The 21,996-nt window shown below is 63.5% G+C and carries 25 protein-coding genes and 1 riboswitch; of the genes, 18 read left to right on the top strand and 7 right to left on the bottom strand.

The genetic code is table 11. The features are described from left to right. Positions 1–23 precede the first annotated feature (23 nt). Complete coding sequence (locus OOZ51_RS16505; protein ID WP_265980862.1) at positions 24–773, top strand: alpha/beta fold hydrolase; 750 nt, start codon at positions 24–26, stop codon at positions 771–773. Here the strand turns inward: OOZ51_RS16505 and thiC are convergent, their stop codons facing one another. Then, the gene (thiC, locus tag OOZ51_RS16500; RefSeq protein WP_323054776.1) at positions 774–2,603 is read right to left on the bottom strand and encodes a phosphomethylpyrimidine synthase ThiC; all 1,830 of its coding nucleotides are present in this window, start codon (positions 2,601–2,603) and stop codon (positions 774–776) included. It lies immediately after the preceding gene. Continuing rightward, positions 2,599–2,706, bottom strand: a riboswitch (TPP riboswitch). It overlaps the preceding gene by 5 nt. 93 nt (positions 2,707–2,799) lie before the next feature. On the opposite strand from thiC, the gene OOZ51_RS16495 reads away from it, so the two are divergent. The 17 genes from OOZ51_RS16495 to OOZ51_RS16415 all read left to right on the top strand — a co-directional run bounded on the left by OOZ51_RS16495 (position 2,800) and on the right by OOZ51_RS16415 (position 16,436). After that, positions 2,800–3,894 (top strand): amidohydrolase family protein, encoded by a 1,095-nt coding sequence (locus OOZ51_RS16495; RefSeq protein ID WP_265980861.1) that lies wholly within the window; start codon positions 2,800–2,802, stop codon positions 3,892–3,894. A gap of 78 nt (positions 3,895–3,972) precedes the next feature. Continuing rightward, complete coding sequence (locus OOZ51_RS16490) at positions 3,973–4,845, top strand: VOC family protein (RefSeq protein ID WP_265980860.1); 873 nt, start codon at positions 3,973–3,975, stop codon at positions 4,843–4,845. Between the two features lie 118 nt (positions 4,846–4,963). Beyond that, entirely contained in the window at positions 4,964–5,407 is a 444-nt protein-coding gene (locus tag OOZ51_RS16485) for a hypothetical protein (protein ID WP_265980859.1), read from the top strand. Between the two features lie 195 nt (positions 5,408–5,602). Further along, positions 5,603–6,025, top strand: coding sequence for a 30S ribosomal protein S16 (rpsP, locus tag OOZ51_RS16480; protein WP_184737373.1), 423 nt, complete (start codon positions 5,603–5,605; stop codon positions 6,023–6,025). A gap of 1 nt (position 6,026) precedes the next feature. Next, positions 6,027–6,269 (top strand): RNA-binding protein, encoded by a 243-nt coding sequence (locus OOZ51_RS16475; protein ID WP_028267532.1) that lies wholly within the window; start codon positions 6,027–6,029, stop codon positions 6,267–6,269. A gap of 129 nt (positions 6,270–6,398) precedes the next feature. Further along, positions 6,399–6,959, top strand: coding sequence for a ribosome maturation factor RimM (gene rimM, locus OOZ51_RS16470; protein WP_265980858.1), 561 nt, complete (start codon positions 6,399–6,401; stop codon positions 6,957–6,959). Continuing rightward, complete coding sequence (gene trmD / locus OOZ51_RS16465; RefSeq protein ID WP_265980857.1) at positions 6,960–7,811, top strand: tRNA (guanosine(37)-N1)-methyltransferase TrmD; 852 nt, start codon at positions 6,960–6,962, stop codon at positions 7,809–7,811. 289 nt (positions 7,812–8,100) lie between these two features. Then, complete coding sequence (rplS, locus tag OOZ51_RS16460; protein ID WP_265980856.1) at positions 8,101–8,460, top strand: 50S ribosomal protein L19; 360 nt, start codon at positions 8,101–8,103, stop codon at positions 8,458–8,460. Between the two features lie 77 nt (positions 8,461–8,537). Next, complete coding sequence (gene lepB / locus OOZ51_RS16455; RefSeq protein ID WP_265980855.1) at positions 8,538–9,215, top strand: signal peptidase I; 678 nt, start codon at positions 8,538–8,540, stop codon at positions 9,213–9,215. Next, complete coding sequence (lepB, locus tag OOZ51_RS16450; protein ID WP_265980854.1) at positions 9,216–10,151, top strand: signal peptidase I; 936 nt, start codon at positions 9,216–9,218, stop codon at positions 10,149–10,151. After that, positions 10,151–10,906 (top strand): ribonuclease HII, encoded by a 756-nt coding sequence (rnhB, locus tag OOZ51_RS16445; RefSeq protein WP_416346402.1) that lies wholly within the window; start codon positions 10,151–10,153, stop codon positions 10,904–10,906. The genes lepB (OOZ51_RS16450) and rnhB overlap by 1 nt, the downstream gene beginning before the upstream one ends. 78 nt (positions 10,907–10,984) lie before the next feature. Then, a complete protein-coding gene (locus tag OOZ51_RS16440; protein ID WP_059387678.1) occupies positions 10,985–11,329 on the top strand; it encodes a DUF2469 domain-containing protein in 345 nt (114 codons plus the stop codon). A 112-nt stretch (positions 11,330–11,441) separates the two neighbouring features. After that, positions 11,442–11,798 (top strand): YraN family protein, encoded by a 357-nt coding sequence (locus OOZ51_RS16435; protein WP_265980852.1) that lies wholly within the window; start codon positions 11,442–11,444, stop codon positions 11,796–11,798. Next, the gene (locus OOZ51_RS16430; protein WP_265980851.1) at positions 11,799–13,340 is read left to right on the top strand and encodes a YifB family Mg chelatase-like AAA ATPase; all 1,542 of its coding nucleotides are present in this window, start codon (positions 11,799–11,801) and stop codon (positions 13,338–13,340) included. A gap of 137 nt (positions 13,341–13,477) precedes the next feature. Beyond that, on the top strand, positions 13,478–14,620 hold the full coding sequence (gene dprA, locus OOZ51_RS16425; RefSeq protein WP_265980905.1) for a DNA-processing protein DprA: 1,143 nt from the start codon (positions 13,478–13,480) through the stop codon (positions 14,618–14,620). Positions 14,621–14,694: 74 nt separating this feature from the next. Next, complete coding sequence (locus tag OOZ51_RS16420) at positions 14,695–15,660, top strand: tyrosine recombinase XerC (RefSeq protein WP_416346400.1); 966 nt, start codon at positions 14,695–14,697, stop codon at positions 15,658–15,660. A 272-nt stretch (positions 15,661–15,932) separates the two neighbouring features. After that, positions 15,933–16,436, top strand: coding sequence for a DUF3145 domain-containing protein (locus OOZ51_RS16415; RefSeq protein ID WP_265980849.1), 504 nt, complete (start codon positions 15,933–15,935; stop codon positions 16,434–16,436). Positions 16,437–16,573: 137 nt separating this feature from the next. Here the strand turns inward: OOZ51_RS16415 and fabF are convergent, their stop codons facing one another. The 6 genes from fabF to OOZ51_RS16385 all read right to left on the bottom strand — a co-directional run. Beyond that, entirely contained in the window at positions 16,574–17,809 is a 1,236-nt protein-coding gene (fabF, locus tag OOZ51_RS16410; protein ID WP_265980848.1) for a beta-ketoacyl-ACP synthase II, read from the bottom strand. Positions 17,810–17,949: 140 nt separating this feature from the next. Next, positions 17,950–18,195, bottom strand: a complete 246-nt coding sequence (locus OOZ51_RS16405; protein WP_184737393.1) for an acyl carrier protein — start codon at positions 18,193–18,195, stop codon at positions 17,950–17,952. A gap of 107 nt (positions 18,196–18,302) precedes the next feature. After that, the gene (locus tag OOZ51_RS16400) at positions 18,303–19,364 is read right to left on the bottom strand and encodes a beta-ketoacyl-ACP synthase III (protein ID WP_265980847.1); all 1,062 of its coding nucleotides are present in this window, start codon (positions 19,362–19,364) and stop codon (positions 18,303–18,305) included. Continuing rightward, positions 19,361–20,290, bottom strand: coding sequence for an ACP S-malonyltransferase (locus OOZ51_RS16395; RefSeq protein ID WP_265980846.1), 930 nt, complete (start codon positions 20,288–20,290; stop codon positions 19,361–19,363). Before OOZ51_RS16395 ends, OOZ51_RS16400 begins: the two co-directional genes overlap by 4 nt. Positions 20,291–20,378: 88 nt before the next feature. Further along, on the bottom strand, positions 20,379–21,623 hold the full coding sequence (locus tag OOZ51_RS16390; protein WP_265980845.1) for a PucR family transcriptional regulator: 1,245 nt from the start codon (positions 21,621–21,623) through the stop codon (positions 20,379–20,381). A gap of 190 nt (positions 21,624–21,813) precedes the next feature. Then, a partial coding sequence (locus tag OOZ51_RS16385; protein WP_265980844.1) for a hypothetical protein occupies positions 21,814–21,996 on the bottom strand: 183 nt, incomplete at its 5' end.

The raw sequence follows: 21,996 nt of genomic DNA, 5'->3' as shown, positions 1-21,996 counted from the left end.
GTCCCGTGCCATAGGGTGGATGAATGCAAAAGCAGCGCGTTGTGTTCGTCCACGGAGCAGGCACATTCGGCGCTGCCGCTTGGCCGAAGCAACACGGCATGGCGCTGGAGTACGACGCACTCTTCCTGAAACGCCACGGCTTCGATGCGCAGGCGGAGCCATTGGAATCCGATGTCGCCGCCGATGTGGACATCGTGCTGGAGTGCCTGGGAGCGCGGGAGACCGCATCATCCTCCGGCCCGGCTCGTGGTGGCCATGTGGTAGCGCATTCCCAAGGCGCGATTTCCGCCATGCTGGCCGCAGTGGAGAGGCCGGATCTGGTCCGTTCCCTTGTGCTGGTGGAGCCGGCGTGCCTTTCCTTGACGGCTGAATTGCCCGCCACCGCTGCCTACCGGGCTCTCATGGAGCCCCTATTCCGGGTCCGGCACGAACTCAGCGATGACGATTACCAACGGGAGTTCGTCCGCCGGGCGTTTTCCTCGGAGGCTGCAGTCCTCAGTACCCCGGAGGCCCGGCGTACTGCTCGGCGCCTGCGGCTGCAGGCGCCGCCCTGGGAGGCCCCCCTGCACATCGTGCCGGGAGTTCCCACGCTTGTCTTGACCGGTGGTTGGGAACCGCTCTACGAAGAGATCGCCGGCTACCTGCAGGAAACCGGCGCCCTCCACCGCGTTGCGGCAGGAGGACACCGGCCTCATGACTCAGTCGAAGGAGACCGGATAGTCCGTTCCTTCATTGCCGACGTCAGCCGCGCCGGATCAGTCCAAGCTTCCTGATCAGTTCAGGCTTCCTGACTTCGCTCCCGGTTTTCCCGCGGGAACCTCGAGCTCGGGCAAGTAGACCTTGCCTCCGGATGCCAGGAACTCCTCGCTCTTTTCGCGCATGCCGCTGTACATTTCGGCGATGGCTGCTTGGGAATCCGCTGAACCGTATTCATCGCGGATGTCTTGGCTGATGCGCATGGAACAGAATTTCGGCCCGCACATGGAACAGAAATGCGCCGTCTTGGCTGGTTCGGCCGGGAGCGTCTCGTCATGGAATGACTCTGCCGTCACGGGGTCCAGGGAGAGCGCGAACTGGTCGCGCCAGCGGAACTCAAAGCGGGCCTTGGATAGGGCGTCGTCGCGTTCGTGTGCGCCTGGGTGGCCCTTGGCGAGGTCGGCAGCATGGGCGGCGATCTTGTACGTGATCACACCGGTCTTGACGTCGTCCTTGTTTGGCAGGCCCAAGTGCTCCTTGGGCGTGACGTAGCAAAGCATCGCTGTTCCATAGCGGGCAATCTCCGTAGCGCCGATCGCCGAAGTGATGTGGTCGTAGCCCGGGGCCACGTCGGTGACCAGGGGACCCAAGGTGTAGAAGGGGGCGCCCTTGCACAGTTCCTGCTGGCGTTCCACGTTTTCCCGCACCAAGTGGAACGGAATGTGGCCCGGCCCCTCGACCATGACCTGTACGTCAAACTCCCAGGCCCGCATAGTCAGCTCGGCCAAGGTGTCCAGCTCGGCGAACTGCGCGGCGTCGTTCGCGTCCGCCGTCGCTCCAGGGCGCAGCCCATCGCCGAGGGAGAACGCGACGTCGTACTTGGCGAAGATCTCGCAGAGCTCGTCGAAGTGGGTGTAGAGGAAGTTTTCCTCGTGGTGGGCCAGGCACCAGCCCGCCATGATGGAGCCGCCGCGGGAAACGATGCCGGTCACGCGGTTGGCGGTCAGCGGAACGTAGCGCAGCAGTACGCCGGCGTGGATGGTCATGTAGTCCACGCCCTGCTCGCATTGTTCAATGACGGTGTCGCGGAAGATTTCCCAGGTGAGCTTGTTGGCTTCGCCGTTGACCTTTTCCAGGGCTTGGTAGATCGGCACGGTGCCGATCGGCACGGGGGAGTTGCGGATGATCCATTCGCGGGTGGTGTGGATATCGTCGCCTGTGGACAGGTCCATGACCGTGTCCGCGCCCCATTGCGTGGCCCACTGCAGCTTGTCCACTTCTTCGGCGATTGAACTGGTGACGGCGGAGTTGCCGATGTTGGCGTTGATCTTCACGAGGAAGGCCTTGCCGATGATCATTGGTTCGGATTCGGGGTGGTTGATGTTGTTGGGGATGATGGCCCTGCCGGCGGCGACTTCGCTGCGGACCAGTTCAACATCGCAGTTCTCGCGAAGCGCCACGAACTGCATTTCGGGCGTCACGATGCCCTGTTTGGCATAGTGCATCTGGGTCACGGTCTTGCCGTCGACGGCGCGGCGGGGCACCGGCTGTGCGCCCTTCCACTCCGCGGAGGCGGCGCCGCGGCGCACGGCCGACTTGCCGTCGTCGAGCAGGTTCCGTTCGCGGCCGCTGTATGGCTCGGTGTCGCCGCGGGCTTCGATCCACTCGCTGCGGAACGGTTCGAGGCCGACCACGGGATCGCTCCCGGGCCCTGCGGTGCGGTACACCTGGAAAGGGGCGTTGGCCTCGCCGTTGGGGGATGGTTCCAGGGCGATTTCGGTGACCGGAACCCGGATTCCCGTCTCGGTGTCCTCCAAGAATGCGAGGGAATGCGACTTGAGGGACTGTGTCACCTCTTGCGCTGATCCGTTTTGGGTAGGGCTCAGCTGTGTTTCTTTGGTGCTCAAAGGATTACTCACTTCCTTCGCCGGCATTACCCGGACAGGTTCAACGGTCGCAGGCTGCGTTAGCCCGATCTCAGCCCTTGCAAGGGCCCCCGTGTGGTCGTAAACGAAGCTACCACAGCCGTTGGTGCCCAGGACAGATGTGACCGAGGACAGATGTGACCGAGCCGGCAACGGTGTCGGAGTTTAGGGTGGAATCATGGCAGAAATCATCGAGTTCAGCGGCGCCGTCCTCACCGGACCGAAAGATGAACAGCGCGGCCTCTGGTCGGTCGACGGACGGCTGACCTTTCTGCGGCCTGCTGCCGCGCCGAACGTCGTCCTGGACGGATGGGTGCTTCCCGGCCTTGTCGACGCGCATTGCCATGTTGGACTGGGCAAGGGCGGAGCAGTGGACGAAGAGACCGCCCGCCTGCAGGCGACGGAGGACCGGGACGCCGGGACGCTGTTGATCCGCGACGCCGGATCCGCAAGCGACACGCGGTGGCTGAAGCACCGGACGGACATGCCCAGGATTGTCCGCGCAGGCAGGCACATCGCCAGGCAGCGCAGGTACATCCCCGGGCTGGCCGAGGAAGTCGAGCCGGAGGATCTGGTGGAGGCGGTGCGCAAGCAGGCACGGTCCGGAGACGGCTGGGTCAAGATCGTAGGAGACTGGATCGACCGCTCCGCCGGGGATCTTAGCCCGTCCTTTCCGGGCGGTATCGTCAAGGACGCCGTCGCGGCGGCACACGACGAAGGTGCCCGGGTGACTGCCCATTGCTTCGCCGAAGCGACTATCGACGACATGCTCGACGCCGGCATCGACTGCATCGAGCACGCCACCGGTCTACTGCCGCACCATATTCCCCGGCTGCTGGACCAGGATGTGCCGATCGTCCCCACTCTCATCAACATTGCGACTTTTCCGGACATCGCGAAGCAGGCGGAAGCGAAGTTCCCGCGTTACGCCACCCACATGACCAGACTGTGGGAGCGCAGGCATGAACGCGTCGCCGAGGCATTCGAGGCGGGAGTTCGGGTGTTCGCCGGGACCGACGCCGGCAGCGTCATCAAGCACGGCCGGATCGGCGAGGAAATCCTGGAACTGCACCAGGCGGGACTTCCGGCGGCCGCCGCCCTCGACGCGGCCTGCTGGTCCGCCCGCGAGTGGCTGGGTGCCGACGGCATCAGCGAAGGTGCCAGTGCCGACGTCGTGCTGTACGAGAAGGATCCGCGGGCCTTCCTGGAGGCCGTGCTGAAACCGAAGGTAATCGTACTCAGGGGGCATATTTCAGGAAGCGGCAAGCATTAGGAATAAATTGAAGCTTCAAGTAATTTAGATAGATAGAGGTTGCCGAAGGGCGGCGCCACAAAAAGCCGGGAGTTTCACATGACCATCACATCCAGCCAGGATCTCCTTCCTGCCGAACTCACCATGGGTACCGTCATGCTCAAGGTGGGGGACATGAAGCTCATGAGCGACTACTACCAGCGGGCCCTCGGGCTGGACGTCGTCGCCGAACAGGACGGCGGACTCTACTTCGGCAGGGTCGGCAAGCCGCTGGTGCACTTGGCCCCGGCCTCCGGACTCCAGATCCCCGGCCGCGGAGAAGCTGGACTCTTCCACACAGCTTTGCTCTTCGAGGACCAGTCCTCGCTCGCCGCCACCGTTGCCTCGGCCGCGCAGTACGAGCCCCACGCATTCGTCGGCAGTGCCGACCACCTGGTCAGTGAGGCCTTCTACTTCACCGATCCCGAGGGCAACGGCATCGAGCTCTACTACGACAAGCCCCGCGAAGGCTGGGAATGGAACGGCAGCTTGGTTGTCATGGACAGCCTGCCCCTCCCGCCGCAGCGCTACCTCCAGCAGTACCTGAACGAAGCAGCGGTGACCGGCCAGCATGAGGCGGGCGCCGGCGTCGGGCACGTCCACCTCCAAGTGGGCGACGTGCAGACCGCCAACGATTTCTACGTTGATACCTTGGGCTTCGAGAAAACCGCCGGTTGGCACGGGCAGGCGTTGTTCGTCTCCGCAGGCGGCTACCACCACCACATGGCCATGAATGTCTGGAATAGCCGTGGTGCGGGCCCGCGCAAGGACACGCTGGGTCTGGGCGAGGTTGTGATTGAAGTGCCGTCAGGGGACGACGTCGGCGCGCTCGCCGACCGCCTCAAGGTTGCCGGTGTTGCGGCCCGCCACACCGGGTTGGAGTTGCGCTTCGAGGACCCGTGGCGGAACCGGCTGCGGGTCACTGTCCGCTAGCGTCCAATTTGCTCCCCAACCTCGCTCCGCTCTGCCGTTAGACTTGGGCTCGACGGCGTGGCGCATCTTTTCGGCCACGCCGAAGCTCCGTCGGCACGAATGAATGAGGGTTGTTTCCATGGGCTTTGCTGAAATCTTTGTTGCCACCCACGATGAAGCACTCAAGAGGGCCGCTGCCCTGGAGAAGGGCAGTGACGTTTCCGGGGCCGCGGTACGGATCCCGGGAATCAGCGATTTCGAAGTAGAACAGCTCGGCGACTTGGCAGGCACTGCCGTGCACGCGGCCGGCGCTGACTACGAGTTGGCCCTGGTGGATGTGACCAGTGACGCGCTGCTCGGTGTTCCCGAAGCCATGGTGCGTGCATTGTCCGAACTTCTCAGCTACGAGACTGAGGGTGACGGCAGTGTCCTGGACGACGTCGCCGAGCGCTGGGCAGCCCAAGAGGATATGCCCTTCGATGCCCAGCAGTCCCGCCTTTATGTCCAGCAGTTGGCGGCACTCGCCAGCGACGTCGAAAATGCCGAGCGCGCTGGTCTTTACGTCTGGTCAGCCGAGCAGTAATTCCGCAGGAAACCCGCCACACGGGCACGTAGTTCGAAATACAGTCGGCCATCTGGCACAATGGACAGGTACTCGATCCGCGCGGCCCCTCTCTCCGTGTGTGCATCTTGTCCTTCGAACCCTCAAGTATGGCCCGCCCCACGGGTGCAGAACGACGGGCTCAACCCCGTTTCAGAAACAGGAGTGACCACAAAAGTGGCCGTAAAGATTCGCCTTAAGCGCTTCGGTAAGATGCGCGCACCGTACTACCGCATCGTCGTCATGGACTCCCGCTCCAAGCGCGATGGCCGTGCGATCGAAGAGATCGGCAAGTACCACCCCACCGAAGAGCCCTCGTACATCGAGGTCGCCTCCGAGCGTGCACAGTACTGGCTGTCCGTCGGCGCCCAGCCGACCGAGCAGGTTGCTGCGATCCTCAAGATCACCGGTGACTGGCAGAAGTTCAAGGGTCTCCCGGGCCAGGAAGGCACGCTGAAGACCAAGGTCGCCAAGCCTGCTTTCGTTGCTCCGGAGAAGGGTTCCGTCATCATCCCGGAAGCCATCACCAAGAAGGCCAAGCAGTCGGAAGCAACTGAAGCTCCCGCTGACGCTGAAGCAGAGACCACCGAGGCTGAGTAAATTGCTGGCAGAAGCGCTCGAGCACCTGGTCCGTGGGATCGTTGACAGCCCTGAGGATGTCAAGGTCAGTGCCAAGAACAACCGCCGCGGGGAATCCCTCGAGGTACGTGTTCACCAGGACGACCTCGGACGGGTAATCGGACGCCAGGGCCGTACCGCTCGCGCTTTGCGCACGGTGATTGCGGCATTGGCAGGCGGCGAGCAGGTCAGGGTCGACGTCGTCGACACCGACCGTCGCCGGTAACGCGCCCAGCAATACTTGTCTTAGATCCGGCCCCTTCACCAGATTATGGTGGAGGGGCCGGATTGTTTTACGAGCAAAGTCCAGCATTGGTCCCGAATCCGGTCCCAGCGAAGAAATCAGAGGAATCCCATGCAGCTCCAGGTTGCCCGAATTGGCAAGCCCCACGGAATCCGCGGCGAAGTCACCGTCCAGGTGCTCACTGACGCGCCGGGCGATCGTTTTGTCCCCGGGACCGAATTCGTGGTGGAGCCCGCAAAAGCCGGTCCTTTGACCATCAGCAGCGCGCGGTGGAACAAAGACATCCTCCTGCTCGGATTCGAAGGGATCTCCACCCGCAACCAGGCCGAGGAAATCCGCGGCGCGAAGCTCTTCATCGAGACGGAAGAACTGGACGAGGACGACGACGAGGGCTGGTACGAGCACGAACTCGTCGGCCTTGAAGTCCGTGTCGGCTCCCGGACCGTGGGCAAGGTGACCGGGCTCAACACCATGCCCGTCCAGGACCTGCTGGTGATTGAAGACGCGGATGGCAAGGAAATCCTGGTGCCCTTCGTCGAAGAGATCGTGCCCGAGGTCAACGTCGAGGACGGCTACGTGCTGCTCACGCCTCCGCCCGGCCTCTTCGAGCTGAACACGGACTCATCCGCCGACGATGAGGCCGAGGACACCGAAGACAAGGACGATGCCTAGATGCGCATCGACGTCGTCAGCATCTTTCCGGAGTACCTGGCGCCCCTCGAACTTTCCCTCATAGGCAAGGCTCGCCAGGATGGGCTCCTGGAGCTGAATGTCCATGACCTACGGACCTTCACCACGGACAAGCACCGCACCGTGGACGACACTCCGTACGGTGGTGGAGCAGGAATGGTGATGAAGCCCGAGCCTTGGGCCCAGGCCTTGGAGTCCATTGCAGGTGAGCGGCTTGCTGCAGGCGAACGTGCCGCGGCTGAAGGGGTTCCTTCGCAGGACGAGTCCGCGAAGAAGCCGGTCCTGATTGTCCCGTCACCGGCGGGGGAGCGCTTCAACCAAGCACTTGCCTACGAGCTCGCCGAGGAAGAACGGCTCGTTTTCGCCTGCGGCCGCTATGAAGGCATCGACGAGCGCGTCATGGAATGGGCGGCCGAACACTTCACGGTCCGTCCGGTCAGCCTGGGCGATTACGTCCTCAACGGCGGCGAGGTCGCAGTCCTGGCCATGGTCGAGGCGATCGGGCGGTTGCTTCCAGGCGTTGTCGGGAACCCCGAATCCCTGGTGGAGGAATCCCATTCGGACGGCCTGTTGGAGTACCCGGTCTATACGAAGCCCTCATCATGGCGCGATCGTGACGTGCCTGCCGTCCTCTTGAGCGGCAATCACGGCAAGATTGCCCAATGGCGTCGCCACGAACAGTTCCGCCGTACGGCGGAACGCCGCCCGGATCTGCTGGCAGGGTTCGACGCCGGCCGCCTGACCCGCGCGGACCGCACGGCTTTCGGGGATCTGGGGTACGACGTCGTTAACGGCCAATTGCGGCACCGCCCTGACGACGACGGCCCGGCCTGAGCCTGCCGCCGTCGGGCAGTGCTCGCCACGGCTGGACCGCGAAAACCGGACCGCAACCGCGGGATTGGCCGGAACTCCCGGGGTATGGCAGAATTAACCCTTGTGTCTACTGGGTTCGCGCCTGCCACAGGGGGAGCGTAGCCAACAGCCTGACAACCCGGAACCACCAATCAGTGGTGGTGCTGGACTTTGAAAATCTTCGGCGGTAATTTCCGGACGGCCACGCGCCCCGGGCTTGCCCGCCGTGACCCAAAGTGGATGACCTGTGGCGTTCACCAGGAGTGGATTAATGCATATCCTCGATAACGTAGATGCAGCTTCGCTGCGTAACGATGTTCCCGAGTTCCGCGCGGGTGACACCATCAAGGTTCACGTGAACATCATCGAAGGCAAGAACTCCCGTGTCCAGGTTTTCCAGGGCTTCGTCCTGGGCCGCCAGGGTGACGGCGTTCGCGAAACCTTCACCGTCCGCAAGGTCTCCTTCGGTGTCGGCGTAGAGCGTACCTTCCCGGTTCACTCCCCGATCATCGACAAGATCGAGGTCGTCACCAAGGGTGACGTCCGCCGCGCCAAGCTCTACTACATGCGTAAACTGCGCGGTAAGGCTGCGAAGATCAAGGAAAAGCGCGACTTCGCCACCGGCAAGTAGGTCTTCGACCACAAGCGGGTCCTGGATTCGTGTCCGGCCTGCGCCGGAGAAATCCGTAACGCAACAGGAAACGAATCATGGACCACGCAAGACGCCAGCCCCGGAAACAGGGCTGGCGTTTTGTTTTGCTCGCATTTGTCCTGGCCGTGGCCATCAGCGGGCTTGTTCGATCATTATGGATCGACGTCTACTTCATCCCCTCTGAATCCATGGAGCCGCTCCTGGGCACCGGAGACCGCATCCTTGTGTCGAGGTCCGATTTTTCCGCAGATCCCATCCGCCGCGGAGACATCGTGGTCTTCGACGGCAGGGGCACTTTTGCCCCGCTCAACAGTGGCAAAGGCCCATTTGCCGACGCGGTGGCAGCCGTGGGCCATTGGCTGGGATTGACGGGAAGTGACACCACTTACGTTAAGCGCGTCATCGGACTTCCCGGAGACCACGTTGTCTGTTGCGGCACCGATGGCAAACTCACAGTCAACGGTCAGCCGCTTGAGGAAGGCTATCTGTATCCCGGCGACACGCCGAGCGAGCAGAAATTCGACGTCATCGTCCCGAATGACCGATTGTGGCTCTTGGGGGACCACCGTTCACGATCGGCCGATTCGCGTAGTCTTCTGGGCGCACCCGGTGGAGGGATGGTGCCGCTGGAGCGTGTCGTCGGCCGTCCGGTCCGGATCATCTGGCCGCTTGATAGATTTGCAGAACTGCCTCGCCCTGCGCAGGCCGGTACAACCTCGAAGAACGGACAGTAGATGCCGGAGACAACTCCCGGGAAGCCAGAACGGCACGACGACGACGCCCGGCTCCTGGACGGACCGTCCGCTCCCGCCAGGGAGCTTGCAGGGGACGACGCCGGCCCGGCCTCCTCGGTGCCGACGGTCCAAGCGGGGGCGCTGCCGGCCGGACAGGAGTCTCCTCGCCGGGCCGCGCGGCGGGCCGCCGACGAAACCGATGAGCCCGATGCCGTCGCCAAGACCCACGGCAGTCCGTTCCTCAGTTGGCTCAAGGAAATCGGCACCGTAGTGGTCATCGCGGTCGTGTTGTCCTTCCTGATCAAGACATTCCTGTTCCGTGCCTTCTTCATCCCTTCGGAGTCCATGGTCAACACCCTCGACGTTGACGATCGGATCTTCGTCAACCTGCTCGTCCCGAAGCCGTTTGCGTTGGAACGTGGCGACGTTGTGGTCTTCAAGGACGCTCAGGGATGGCTGCCGCCCACGCAGAAAACGGCGCCCGGGCCCTTCAAGTGGTTCCAGGATGGCCTGGTCTTTGTCGGCCTGCTCCCGGATGAGACCAATCAGCATCTCGTCAAGCGTGTGATCGGCCTGCCAGGGGACAGGGTCTCATGCTGTGACAGTTCCGCTAGGGTCAGCGTCAACGGCACGGTTCTCAACGAAAGCTACATCAACCCGGCCCAGGTTCCGATGGCGAAGTCTTTCGATGTGGTGGTCCCGGAGGGGAAAATTTGGGTTATGGGCGATAACCGCAACAACTCGGCAGACTCCCGCGAACACCAAGCTGTCAATGGCGGGTTCATCAACATCGCCGACGTGGAGGGTAAAGCCACCGTTATTGCCTGGCCTGTCAACCGTTGGCAGATCCTCGACAACCACTCCGATGTCTTCCGCACTGTCCCCGCGCCGTCGCCGCAGAACACGGCCTCGCCCACGGCTCCAGCGAGCAAATGATGGCCCCCGCGGGGACCAGGACGGCTGCGTCCGCTGGAAAACGGCAGACTGCTGGAGCGGGGAAGACCGTGGGGACCAAGCCCAAACAGCATGCCGGCTTTCCGACCCTGGACGTTGAACGGGGTTTCCTGTCCCCGGGAGTCACGCTCCTGGCCGGCGTCGATGAAGTAGGCCGCGGAGCCCTCGCCGGTCCGGTGTCGGTGGGGATCGCCGTCGTCGACCTCCGGGACCACGGTTTGCTCGCCGATGTCCGCGACAGCAAGCTGCTCAAGCCCGAAGACCGTGAGCGACTGGAACCGCTGGTACGCGAATGGGCGGTTGGCTCCGCAGTGGGCCACGCAAGTTCGTCCGAGATCGATGCGCTGGGAATTGTGGGTGCCCTGCGCCTTGCCGGAACACGCGCCTGGTTCGAGATCCTCGCCGCGGGCGTGCGTCCGGACCTCGTCCTGCTGGACGGGAGCCACAACTGGCTCTCTCCGCAAAGCCAAGGTTCGTTGTTCGACGCCGAGCCTTCCGGGCCCGCCTGTGAGGCGCCGGTACACACCCGGGTGAAGGCGGACATGAGCTGTCTCAGTGTGGCAGCCGCCAGCGTGCTGGCCAAAGTAGCCAGGGACCACATCATGGTTGATCTCCACGAGGAATATCCCGCCTTCGGTTGGAATGAGAACAAGGGCTACGGCACTTCCTCGCACCGGCAAGCCATCCGTTCCTTAGGCCCTACGCGGTACCACCGGACCAGTTGGAACCTGCTCTAGCGATCGCTTTTCCCTGTGGCGGACCCTGGCCGTGCCAGCGTTGCGGCGTGTGTCCGCTCCATGGTGCAAGATGGAACTATGAGTGCCGAGGATCTTGAGAACTACGAAACCGACATGGAGCTTCAGCTCTACCGCGAATACCGTGACGTTGTCGGGTTGTTCAGCTACGTTGTCGAGACCGAGCGACGGTTCTATCTGGCAAACCACGTCGACCTGCAAGCCCGCAGTGCCGACGGCGAGGTCTATTTCGACCTGACGCTCCAGGATGCCTGGGTTTGGGACGTCTACCGTTCGGCCCGTTTCGTCAAGAACGTCCGGGTGATCACGTTCAAGGACGTCAACGTCGAAGAACTGCCGCGGAGCGAGGAACTTTCCTTGCCGAAGGACGGCGACCTTGGTGATCTCGGCAACCTGGGCAACTAGGAGGCTCGCCAACTTCTCCTCCACACAGTCCCTTTGACGGAGTTTCCCACATAGCCAAACTCCTCCCTGTCTTTGGACTCTCCGCGCCTCCACGCTGGTAACGGAGGTGGTTATGAAAGCCAAAGACCTATTGGGCCAGCACGGTGAAACGCTGGCAGCCGGGTTCCTTGAAACCCAGGGGATGCGAATTGTCGATCGCAATTGGAGATGCCCGGAGGGCGAGATCGACATTGTGGCGCTCGACGGCGACATCTTGGTGATTGCCGAGGTGAAGACCCGGAAGAACTTGGCCTACGGGCATCCTTTCGAAGCCGTTGATGCCGCTAAGCTTGCTCGGCTGCACCGTTTGGCCTCGTCATGGTGCCGGGACCACGAGCTGCGCGCCTTGCGTCGCAGGGTGGACGTCGTAGGAGTCATCGACGACGGCGTAGGCGAACCGAAGTTGGAACACCTCAGGGGTGTGGGCTAGATGGGCGTGGGCAGAAGCTATTCGGTAGCGCTGCTGGGCCTGAACGGCTACATCGTGGAGGTTGAGGCCGACATTGGGCAGACCCTCCCGAACTTCGTGATCCTGGGCTTGCCCGATGCGTCCTTGAACGAAGCCAAGGAGCGTATTCGCTCCGCCGCCCAGAATTCCGGCATCCCCCTGAGCCGTCGAAAGATCACTGCCAATCTGATTCCGGCCTCGTTGCCGAAGCGTGGTTCGGGGTTCGACCTTGCGATCACCATGGCGGTACTGCGGGCTGCTGGTGACATCCGTTCTGCCGAGGACACGGTCTTCATCTCGGAATTGGGACTGGATGGCAGGTTGAGGCCGGTTCGCGGCATCCTGCCGGCAGTCATGGCTGCCGTGCAGGCGGGGCACCGTGAGATTGTGGTGGCCCAAGCGAACGTCGCAGAAGCGAAGCTGGTTCCTGGGGCGGTGGTTCGTGGATACAAGACCTTGGCCCGTCTGGCCTTTGATTTCGGGGCCGATCCCCAGGACCTGGCCCTGGACTACGATCCCTCGGATGGTGAAGCCAGTGGCGACGGCAACAGCGGCGCCGGAGTTGTTCCAGACCTTTGCGAGGTCTCGGGGCAAGGCGATGCCCGCCGTGCCCTGGAGGTTGCGGCGGCCGGGGCACACCATGTGCTGCTGTGCGGCCCACCCGGTGCCGGCAAGACCATGCTCGCAGAGCGGCTCCCGGGGCTCTTGCCGGATCTCGGCGACCAGGAAGCCATGGAAGTCACAGCGATCCACTCGCTCTCGGCTGTCCACGTTGACTCGGTGCAGCTGTTGCGCCGCCCACCTTTTGAGAACCCCCACCATAGTGCGACTGCCGCAGCCATCATCGGCGGTGGTTCTGGCCTGCCACGGCCTGGAGCGGCATCCCGGGCCCATCGTGGCGTCTTGTTCCTTGACGAGGCGCCCGAGTACGAACGCCGCGTTCTGGACGCCCTGCGGCAACCCCTGGAGAGCGGTGAACTGGTCATCCACCGCTCGGCCGGTACCGCGGCATACCCTGCCCGTTTCCAACTGGTCCTTGCAGCGAATCCTTGCCCGTGCGGAAAAGCCACCGGCAAGGGCGTCGATTGCACCTGCACTCCAGTGATGCGGCGGCGCTACTTCGGGCGCATGTCAGGACCGCTATTGGACAGGGTGGACATCCAGCTTCAAGTAGAACGCGTATCCCTCGCAGATTTCGGCCAATCCGGCGCGGAGGAGGACACAGCTACTGTCGCAGGGAGAGTCCATGCCGCCAGGTCACGGCAACGCGAACGCTTGGCGAGGTTCGGGATGGAAACCAACTCGCAGGTTCCCGGGCGTGTACTGCGCGGCGAACTACGCCTCCCTTCCTCGACCACGAAGATTCTGGACACATCCCTGGAGCGTGGAATCCTCACCGCGAGAGGCTACGACCGCGTCCTGCGCTTGGCTTGGACACTTGCGGATCTAGGCCACAGGGAACAGCCCCACAACGACGACATCGGGCAGGCCCTTGGCTTGCGGCAGGCGGTTGCGGCCGCATGAAAGGACACGCTATGACTGAGAACCACCCGCAGCCGCTATGCGAAACGCCCCCCTCGGACGCAGCTCCGTCCTTGCATGGAATCGGAAGCCCGAACCGGTCGAAAGAACGCCCGGCCCGGGCCGCGCTGTCGAGGCTGATGGAGCCTCAGGACGCGGCCGGACTCGCGTTGGTGCAAGCCGCGGGAGCCGTTGATGCTCTCAGGATAGCCACCGGGGGGCTCGCGCCTGGTCCTGAGCTTGAGCAGGAAGTGGCTTCCTTGCTTGGCGACAACGGGGTTTCCGCAGCATGGACCGGATTGGCCTCCGCGCTGCGTCGGTGGGCGCCTAGGATCCCGGATCTGGCACCCGAACGGGATCTTGCCACGATGCAGCGCCTGGGTGGCCGCATGATCATCCCGGGCGACCCGATGTGGCCATCCCAGTTGGCCGACCTTGGCCTGCACGAACCATTGTGCTTGTGGTGGCGTGGACACGAATTGGAGTTCCCACCCCTGCGGCGCGTCGTGGCCCTTGTCGGCTCACGGGACAGCACGAGTTACGGGGCCTCAGTCACGGGTGACTTCGCGTATGGGTTGGGCCAGCGCGGCTATACCGTCGTATCGGGAGGTGCGTACGGAATAGATGCCCATGCCCATCGTGGGGCGCTCACCGGGGGTACCAACCACATGCCGACCATCGCGGTGATGGCCGGGGGAGTGGACAGGTATTATCCGTCCGGGAATGAGGATTTGCTGCGGGCCGTGGCAAACCAGGGTACGGTCATCGCAGAGGTTCCCCCAGGTTCGGCGCCCACTCGCTACCGGTTCCTCCAGCGCAACAGAATTATCGCCGCCTTGGCGGGTGTGACGGTTGTGGTGGAGGCACGCTGGCGTTCGGGCGCGCTGAATACTGCCCATCATGCCGAATCCATAGGCAGGGCCGTCGCGGCGGTTCCGGGATCCATCCACAGTGCCAACTCGGCGGGCTGCCACCGGCTTCTGAGGGACGGCGGGGCTGTTTGCGTCACGGATATCGGCGAGATTGCCGAACTGGCCGGGTCCAGCGGTGAAGCGCTCGCCGAGGACAAGGAAACGGATCCTTCCGATCATGACGGGCTCACGCTTGAGGACCTTATCCTGCTGGATGCCCTACCAGTCCGTTCAACTAGCTCAGTGGAGAAGCTCGCCGTGGTTGCGGGACTCAGCCCGGAGTCGGTGCGGGCAGGGCTTGGACGGCTTGGATTGCTGGGACTGGCAGCATCGGAGCGCGGCGCCTGGAAGAGGTCAGGGAATCGGGGGTGAGCAAACGGTCGAGGCGGTGCGGGCTTAGCGGGATCCGGCCGACCCGAATCTCCCTCTCGGCTCAGAACGTGGCGATGCCACCCTCACAGCCCCTCGGCTGGCACAGTGGAGAGGTGCAAGAGAAACCGCTCCCCGCAGCACTCGCCGGGTCTGTTCAGGACTTCCGGCGTTACCTGGAGGGCGAACGGGCCAGATCGGCCCACACTGTGAGGGCGTACATCGCAGACGTCGAGAACTTACTGTGCTTTGCCGCCGCGGAGGGCGTGGGGGAGCTCGCGGCTCTGGAACTTGGCACATTACGTCGCTGGCTGGGTGCACAAAGCGAAGCTGGCAGCTCGAGAGCGACTCTGGCACGGCATGCCGCCACCGCCCGGGCATTCACCTCTTGGGCTTTGAGGGAGGAACTGATTGCATCGGACCCGGCCCTTCGCCTCCAAGCCCCCAAGCGAGATCGGACTCTTCCCGGAGTGCTTCACCAACAGCAAGTCGCCAGGATCTTCGAAAACCTCACCGAGGCGGCCGCGGATGGTTCCCCGATGCCGCTGCGTAACCGTGCCGTCGTCGAACTGCTCTACGCCACGGGAATCCGTGTTGGCGAACTGGCCGGCCTCGACATCGACGATCTCGACCCCGATCGTCGGACCCTTCGCGTGCTCGGCAAAGGCAACAAGGAACGTACTGTCCCTTACGGGGTCCCGGCTGCGCTCGCCGTCGACGACTGGCTCCGTCGCGGCCGTCCGCGGCTGGTTACCGAGCGGAGCGGGCCGGCCCTGTTTCTCAGTTCGAGGGGCAACCGGGTCGACCAACGCCAGGCACGCAGCGTGGTCAATGACCTCCTGGCGGAGCTTGGGGATACCGCTGCAACAGGGCCCCACGCCCTGCGCCACACCGCTGCCACCCATTTGTTGGACGGCGGTGCGGATCTGCGCGCAGTCCAGGAGATACTTGGACACAGTAGTCTCGCAACAACCCAGATCTACACTCACGTGTCGGTGGACCGGCTCCGCAAGAGCTATCAACAGGCCCATCCGCGTGCCTAAAAGAACGCCGTCTGGAGAAACCCTGCAGCGGTCTGAAGAGCCCCTGCAGAGGCGAAATCGGTGTATCCGGGAATCGCACTGGCGTAATTCCGGTCCGTACGGCAAAATGAAAGCAATGTCGGGGAACTTTCAACTTCAACTTGAATGTTTTTCCGTTGCGGAAAAAATCATAGAAAGCTAGGGAAACCGGAACAGCGCGGCACGCGCGCAGCAAACTTTTCATCCAGGCAGAGGTCGTTGGGGAAGACGTACCTACAGCTATGGAGGATGGAATGTCTGTTGCAACAACCCGCGGTGTCTTGTTTGTGCACTCGGCCCCTACCGCGTTGTGCCCTCACGTCGAGTGGGCCATCGGATCGGTCGTTGACAAGCGGACCGATCTAGAGTGGACCCCTCAACCGGCCGCGCCCGGAATGTTCCGCGCCGAATTGTCATGGGCAGGAGTCCCGGGTACAGGCGCGCAACTGGCGTCGGCCTTGCGTGGGTGGGCGCACCTTCGCTACGAAGTCACCGAGGAGCCCAGCCAAGGCGTGGACGGTGCGCGTTGGTCCCACACGCCGGAGCTCGGCATTTTCCATGCCGTCACGGATGTCCACGGCAACATCATGGTGACCGAGGACCGCATTCGCTACGCCTATGAGTCGGCGGCAGGGGACCCTGCGGCTGTTTACCACGAGCTTTCCCTGGCGCTCGGCGAGGCTTGGGACGAAGAACTCGAGCCTTTCCGCCACGCTGCCGAAGGCGCACCTGTCCGCTGGCTCCACCAGGTCGGCTAAGCTCCGCCGGCTAAGCTCCGCAGCTAAGCCCCGCCGCGAAGGAGCAAAGACGGCATTTCCATAGCAAAGAGGAGGGCCCCACCGTGGTGGGGCCCTCCTCTTGTGCACCGGTTGTGCGCCGAACTGGCAGGAAGCTGTCAGACGTTGCGGACGGCGATGACGGCGTTGTGGCCGCCGAAGCCGAAGGAGTTGCTCAACGCAACGATGTCACCGGCAGGCAGCTTGCGTGCAGAAGTGACGACGTCGAGCGGGATCTCCGGATCCTGGTTTTCGAGGTTGATGGTCAACGGAGCCTGGCGTTCGTAGACCGCGAGCACCGTCAGTACGGCTTCCACGGCCCCAGAGGCACCCAACAGGTGGCCCATCTGCGACTTGGTGGCAGAGACCGCCACATTGTCGACGTGGGCGCCCAGTGCGGCACGGAGCGCCGTGTACTCGGGCTTGTCACCGACGGGCGTCGAGGTGGCGTGGGCGTTGACGTGCACGACGTCCTCGGCCTGAATGCGGCCATCGAACATGGCAGCCTTCAAAGCGCGGGTAGCGCCCAGGCCCTCCGGGTCCGGTGCCGTGATGTGGTAGGCGTCCGCCGTGACCGAAGTGCCGGCGAGCTCAGCGTAGATGCGCGCACCGCGGGCGATCGCGTGCTCTTCGGCTTCCAGGACCAGGGCGCCCGCTCCTTCACCCATGACAAAGCCGTCGCGGTCGCGGTCATATGGCCGCGAAGCGTGCTCGGGATCGTCATTACGGCGGGAGAGTGCCTGCATCGAGGAGAACGCGGCGAGGGGCATCGGGTGGATGGCGGCTTCTGCGCCACCGCAGACGACGACGTCGGCCTTGCCCGAGCGGATGAGCTCCAGGCCGAGGTGCATGGCTTCGGTGCCGGATGCGCAAGCAGAAACCGGGGTGTGCGCACCGGCGCGGGCGCCGAGGTCAAGGCTGACCGCAGCGGCGACGCCGTTCGGCATGAGCATCGGGACCGTCATGGGAAGAACCCGGCGGGGTCCCTTTTCCCTCAGTGTGTCCCAAGCATCCAGGAGCGTCCAGACGCCACCGATGCCTGTGGCAAAAGCCACGGCAAGGCGGTCGTGGTCGATTTCGGTGATGCCGGAATCCGCCCAGGCCTCGCGGGCGGCGATGACACCGAACTGCGTGGACGGGTCCATGCGCTTGGCTTCAACGCGGCTCAGAACCTCGAGGGCCGGCGTCGAGCACCGGGCGGCAAAGTGGACCGGAAGGTCATACTTGGCAACCCACTCGTCCTCGAGTGTGTGGGCACCGGAGACCCCTTTGAGCGCGTTCTTCCACATCGTGGGGACGTCGCCGCCGATGGGCGTTGTAGCGCCCAGACCGGTTATGACTACTTTGCGTGCCATGCGATCACTCTCTGTCGGATCAGCCAACCCAAGCGCTGTTCTCACTGGGGCGGCAGGAAAAAACTCTAGGAGATAAAGCAGCCGTGCCGGGCTTCGGATGCAACAGGACGCACCCGAAGTCCGGCACAGTTGAGGCCAGGCTAGGCCTGTGCGTTCGAGATGAAGTTGACGGCGTCGCCGACGGTCTTCAGGTTCTTGACCTCTTCGTCCGGGATGCGGACGCCGAACTTCTCTTCAGCGTTGACCACGATGGTCATCATGGAGATGGAGTCGATGTCCAGGTCCTCGGTGAAGGACTTGTCCAGCTCGACGGCGTCGGTGGCGAGGCCGGTCTCTTCGTTCACGATTTCAGCCAGGCCGGCCAGGATTTCTTCGTTGCTAGCCATTGTTGGCTCCTTTTCTTGTTGTGCCGGCTGCTGCCGGAAATGGGGGCAAACCGCGGATACGGTTTGGGTTTCAAAGAACTATTCAATTGGGGGTGAAGCAGTCGAAACTAGGGAAGAACGATTACCTGGGCACCAAAGACCAGGCCGGCACCGAACCCGATCTGCAAGGAGAGGCCGCCGCTGAGTCCGGGGTTCTCCTGCAAAAGACGGTGCGTGGCCAGCGGAATGGAAGCGGCAGAGGTGTTGCCGGCATCCGCGATATCCCGCGCAACCACAACGGTCTCAGGGAGCTTGAGCTTCTTGACCATCTCATCGATGATCCGCATGTTCGCTTGGTGGGGGACAAAGGCCGCAAGGTCCGAGGCTTCTATCCCGGCGGCGTCGAGGGCTTGCTGGGCAACCTTCGCCATTTCCCAGACAGCCCAGCGGAAGACCGTTTGGCCGTCCTGGCGGAGCGTCGGCCAAACATCCTGTGCCGCGGAAATAATGGCCTGATCATCGGATTCATCCGAATGGCGAGCAGTCTCGCCAAGGGTGCGGACGTCGTCGAGGGAATGCGTCATGCCGATCGCGTTCCACTTGCTTCCATCCGACCCCCAGACGGAAGGGGCAATGCCGGGCGTCTCGGACGGACCGATGACCACTGCGCCGGCTCCGTCGCCGAGGAGGAAGGAGATGGTTCGCTCGTGGTTGTCGATGACGTCCGAGAGCTTTTCGGCGCCTACCACCAAAACGTATTCTGCTGCGCCCGAGCGGACCAGGGCATCGCCCTGGGCAATGCCGTAGCAGTAGCCCGCGCAAGCCGCGGAGATGTCGAACGCCGGTGCCGGCGTTGCGCCCAGGCGGTCGGTGAGCGCGGCAGCTGCGGACGGTGTGGCATACGGGTGCGTAACGGTGGAAACAATCACGGCGCCCAGCTGCGAAGCCTCGATGCCCGCTCGCTTGAGCGCCTCGCGGGCGGCTCCCTCGGCCATATCGATGACGCTGACATTGGCCGCCGCACGGTGACGGGTCACGATTCCGGTGCGCTGGCGGATCCATTCGTCCGAGGAGTCGATCCACTGGCAGACGTCGTCATTGGTGACGATGATGTCCGGGCGGTATGCCCCGATGCCTGCGATGCGTGAGTAGTCGCGGGCCCGCGCCTGCTTGAGTACTGGGGCGCTCATGCTTCTCCCTCCAGTTCCGCGAAAAGGGCAAGTGCCGCGGACAAGTCGTCCGGGGTCTTGACAGCAACGGTTTTGACGCCCGGCATGCCGCGCTTGGCGAGCCCTGCCAGAGTGCCGGCCGGCGCCAGTTCGATGAGTCCGGTGACGCCTCGCTGGACCAGGTTCTCCATGCAGAGATCCCAGCGAACCGGGCGCGAGACCTGGGCGATCAGGCTCTCGACGGCGGCGCCGCCGTCCGTCACTTCCTGGCCGTCGAAGTTCGAGAGCAAGGGAACCGTGGGGGCCTGCGGCTTGAGCGAAGGCCGGAGTGCTTCAAGCGCCTTCACGGCCGGGGCCATGTGGGAGGTGTGGAACGCCCCGGCGACCTTCAGTGGGATGACCCTGGCCTTGGCCGGCGGGTTGTCAGCGAGGGCCTGAAGTTGTTCGAAGGTGCCCGCGGCAACGGTTTGCCCGGCGCCGTTGACGTTCGCGGGAGTTGCGCCCGCGGCCGCAATCGCAGAAAGAACCTCAGCCGGGTCCCCGCCGACGACGGCGCTCATCCCGGTGGGGGTGACGGCGGCGGCGGCCGCCATGTTGTTGGCCCGCTCTCGGACGAACGTCATGGCTTCTTCCTCGCTGAGGACACCCGCAAGTGCCGCGGCAGTGATCTCACCGACCGAGTGCCCGGCCAAAACGACTGGAAGGGTGCTGAGTTCGACGTCGAACAGCGACTTCGCTGCCACAAGTCCGGCGGCGACGATCAAGGGCTGCGCAATAGCGGTGTCCTTGATGGTTTCCTCATCGGAGGTGGTGCCGTGGGCCTTGAGGTCGATGCCTGCGATTTCGCTCAGGGAGGCCAAATGGCCCTCTACGGAAGGGAGCTCCAGCCAAGGGGCCAAAAATCCAGGGGTCTGGGAGCCCTGTCCAGGGCAGACGATTGCAAGCACGTAACCAGCTTTCCAAATTGCCGCGCGAACTACTGGTGTTTGCGTACACCAAGCTCACTGGGTCAGTTTGTAGGAAGTCTACAACGGTTCAACCCGCGGATCGGGAACCGTGACGCTCCGACGTCGCCTTCGGCTGAGCCGAAAGCCTGCCCACAACCAGGGCAGTTTGGAGCACAAAAGCCTCCCGGGGCAGGAGCGGATCCCACCCTGTGACGTCGCAGACGCGCTTGAGGCGATACCGCACCGTATTCGCATGTACGAACAACTCGCGGGCCGTTGCTTCGAGGGAATGGCCGAGTTCCAAATAGGTGCTCAGTGTCTCAACGAGCCCGTTGGAGGCGGCAAGCAGTGGCCGGTAGATGTTCTTGATGAGGGAACGGCGCGCGGCGTCGTCGCCGGAGACTACGCGTTCCGGGAGCAAGTCGTCCGCGGCTACCGGTCGCGGAGCCGCGGGCCAAGCTTTGGCCGCGGTGAGCCCCGCAAAGGCTGCTTGCGCAGAGCTGCTTGCCTCCAGCAGGGAGCCGGCCTCCGGTCCATAGACCACCGCGCCCGGGGCGAATAGTTCGCTGAGCTTCAAATAGGCAGTATCACGGTCCTGAACACCTCCCAGAATAAGGATGAGGCGATCGCCCTGGATGCCAACCAAAGCATCCTCTGCGTAGCGTCCGGCCGTTCGGCGCAACTCGCTCACATAGCTTGCGCTCGGTTCCGACGGCGAATTTCCCACCATCACAGTGAAGCGTTCCTGGGCCTTCCAGCCGAGGGCTGCAATGCGTGAGCGAAGGGCATCGGTGTTCTCGCCGCGGAGGATGGCGTCGACAATCAAGGCCTCGAGCCGGGTGTCCCAGGAACCGCGCGATTCCGCGGCCCGGGCGTAGACGTCCGCGGCCGCGAAAGCCACCTCCCGTGAGTAGCGCAGGACCGCTTCGCGCAAGGAAGGCTGATCGGCTTCAGGCGCGATCACGGGCACCTGGTCCTCTACTACCTCAACCACGATCCGGATCAACTGGAGGGCTTTTTGCAGGCTGATGGAGCGCGTCAGCTCGGTGGGAGCATTTCCGAAGACATCCGTCAGGATCCACGACGGTGAGCTGGGCCGTTCGTACCACGTCACGAAAGCCGCGATTCCGTTTTGGGCAACCAAGCCCAGAGCTGAACGTTCGTCGGAGCTCAACCGGCTGTACCAAGGCAGTGATTTCTCGAGCTTGCGCATGGTGGTGGTGGACAGTTGCCCTACATTGGCGCGGAGCCGCTTCAAGGTCTCCGCCTTTTCAGGTGTTACCGCGCGCGCAGCCGCTTTGCGTTTCGCGGGGGTTTGAATCGGCTCTGCCATTCCTTGAGCATACGGCGCATCATCCAGAAGCTCCATTTGTGCGAAGGCTACAACTGCGTTTGGTGTGGGTCACGCGAGTGGCCGGGCCGTGTAGCGCCGTGCGGAGATTGTTAAAGCCCGACGGCGGCCCGCACCTTTCGGTGTGGACCGCCGTCGTGGCCTGATGACTTTGATTCGCTTCGCTCGAGGCTTAGCTTTCGCCGCCTGCGCCGCCGGTGGTTCCGGCGTTGACATCGAGAAGACGGTACTTCTCGATTGCCTGGGCCGGAGCCTGGGCGTCCACTTCGCCACGGCGGGCGAGCAACTGCAGGGCCTTGGTGACGATGGAGTGGGTGTCGTTTTTGAAGTAGCGTCGGGCGGCTTGGCGGGTGTC

The organism is Arthrobacter rhizophilus (assembly GCF_026241105.1).
In the GTDB taxonomy this organism is placed as follows: Bacteria; Actinomycetota; Actinomycetes; order Actinomycetales; family Micrococcaceae; genus Arthrobacter.
Note: the sequence above shows the minus strand (reverse complement) of the source record. Positions and strands in the feature narration are given on the sequence as shown.

Coding starts and splice junctions, on each gene's coding strand:
- fabF (WP_265980848.1), bottom strand. CDS start 17,809: ATGGCACGCAAAGTAGTCATAACCGGTCTGGGCGCTACAACGCCCATC.
- rnhB (WP_416346402.1), top strand. CDS start 10,151: ATGGCCCCCGCGGGGACCAGGACGGCTGCGTCCGCTGGAAAACGGCAG.
- OOZ51_RS16430 (WP_265980851.1), top strand. CDS start 11,799: ATGGGCGTGGGCAGAAGCTATTCGGTAGCGCTGCTGGGCCTGAACGGC.
- OOZ51_RS16505 (WP_265980862.1), top strand. CDS start 24: ATGCAAAAGCAGCGCGTTGTGTTCGTCCACGGAGCAGGCACATTCGGC.
- lepB (WP_265980854.1), top strand. CDS start 9,216: ATGCCGGAGACAACTCCCGGGAAGCCAGAACGGCACGACGACGACGCC.
- OOZ51_RS16415 (WP_265980849.1), top strand. CDS start 15,933: ATGTCTGTTGCAACAACCCGCGGTGTCTTGTTTGTGCACTCGGCCCCT.
- OOZ51_RS16390 (WP_265980845.1), bottom strand. CDS start 21,623: ATGGCAGAGCCGATTCAAACCCCCGCGAAACGCAAAGCGGCTGCGCGC.
- OOZ51_RS16495 (WP_265980861.1), top strand. CDS start 2,800: ATGGCAGAAATCATCGAGTTCAGCGGCGCCGTCCTCACCGGACCGAAA.
- OOZ51_RS16405 (WP_184737393.1), bottom strand. CDS start 18,195: ATGGCTAGCAACGAAGAAATCCTGGCCGGCCTGGCTGAAATCGTGAAC.
- OOZ51_RS16490 (WP_265980860.1), top strand. CDS start 3,973: ATGACCATCACATCCAGCCAGGATCTCCTTCCTGCCGAACTCACCATG.
- rimM (WP_265980858.1), top strand. CDS start 6,399: ATGCAGCTCCAGGTTGCCCGAATTGGCAAGCCCCACGGAATCCGCGGC.
- OOZ51_RS16435 (WP_265980852.1), top strand. CDS start 11,442: ATGAAAGCCAAAGACCTATTGGGCCAGCACGGTGAAACGCTGGCAGCC.
- dprA (WP_265980905.1), top strand. CDS start 13,478: ATGGAGCCTCAGGACGCGGCCGGACTCGCGTTGGTGCAAGCCGCGGGA.
- OOZ51_RS16485 (WP_265980859.1), top strand. CDS start 4,964: ATGGGCTTTGCTGAAATCTTTGTTGCCACCCACGATGAAGCACTCAAG.
- OOZ51_RS16440 (WP_059387678.1), top strand. CDS start 10,985: ATGAGTGCCGAGGATCTTGAGAACTACGAAACCGACATGGAGCTTCAG.
- OOZ51_RS16400 (WP_265980847.1), bottom strand. CDS start 19,364: ATGAGCGCCCCAGTACTCAAGCAGGCGCGGGCCCGCGACTACTCACGC.
- rplS (WP_265980856.1), top strand. CDS start 8,101: ATGCATATCCTCGATAACGTAGATGCAGCTTCGCTGCGTAACGATGTT.
- trmD (WP_265980857.1), top strand. CDS start 6,960: ATGCGCATCGACGTCGTCAGCATCTTTCCGGAGTACCTGGCGCCCCTC.
- OOZ51_RS16420 (WP_416346400.1), top strand. CDS start 14,695: ATGCCACCCTCACAGCCCCTCGGCTGGCACAGTGGAGAGGTGCAAGAG.
- lepB (WP_265980855.1), top strand. CDS start 8,538: ATGGACCACGCAAGACGCCAGCCCCGGAAACAGGGCTGGCGTTTTGTT.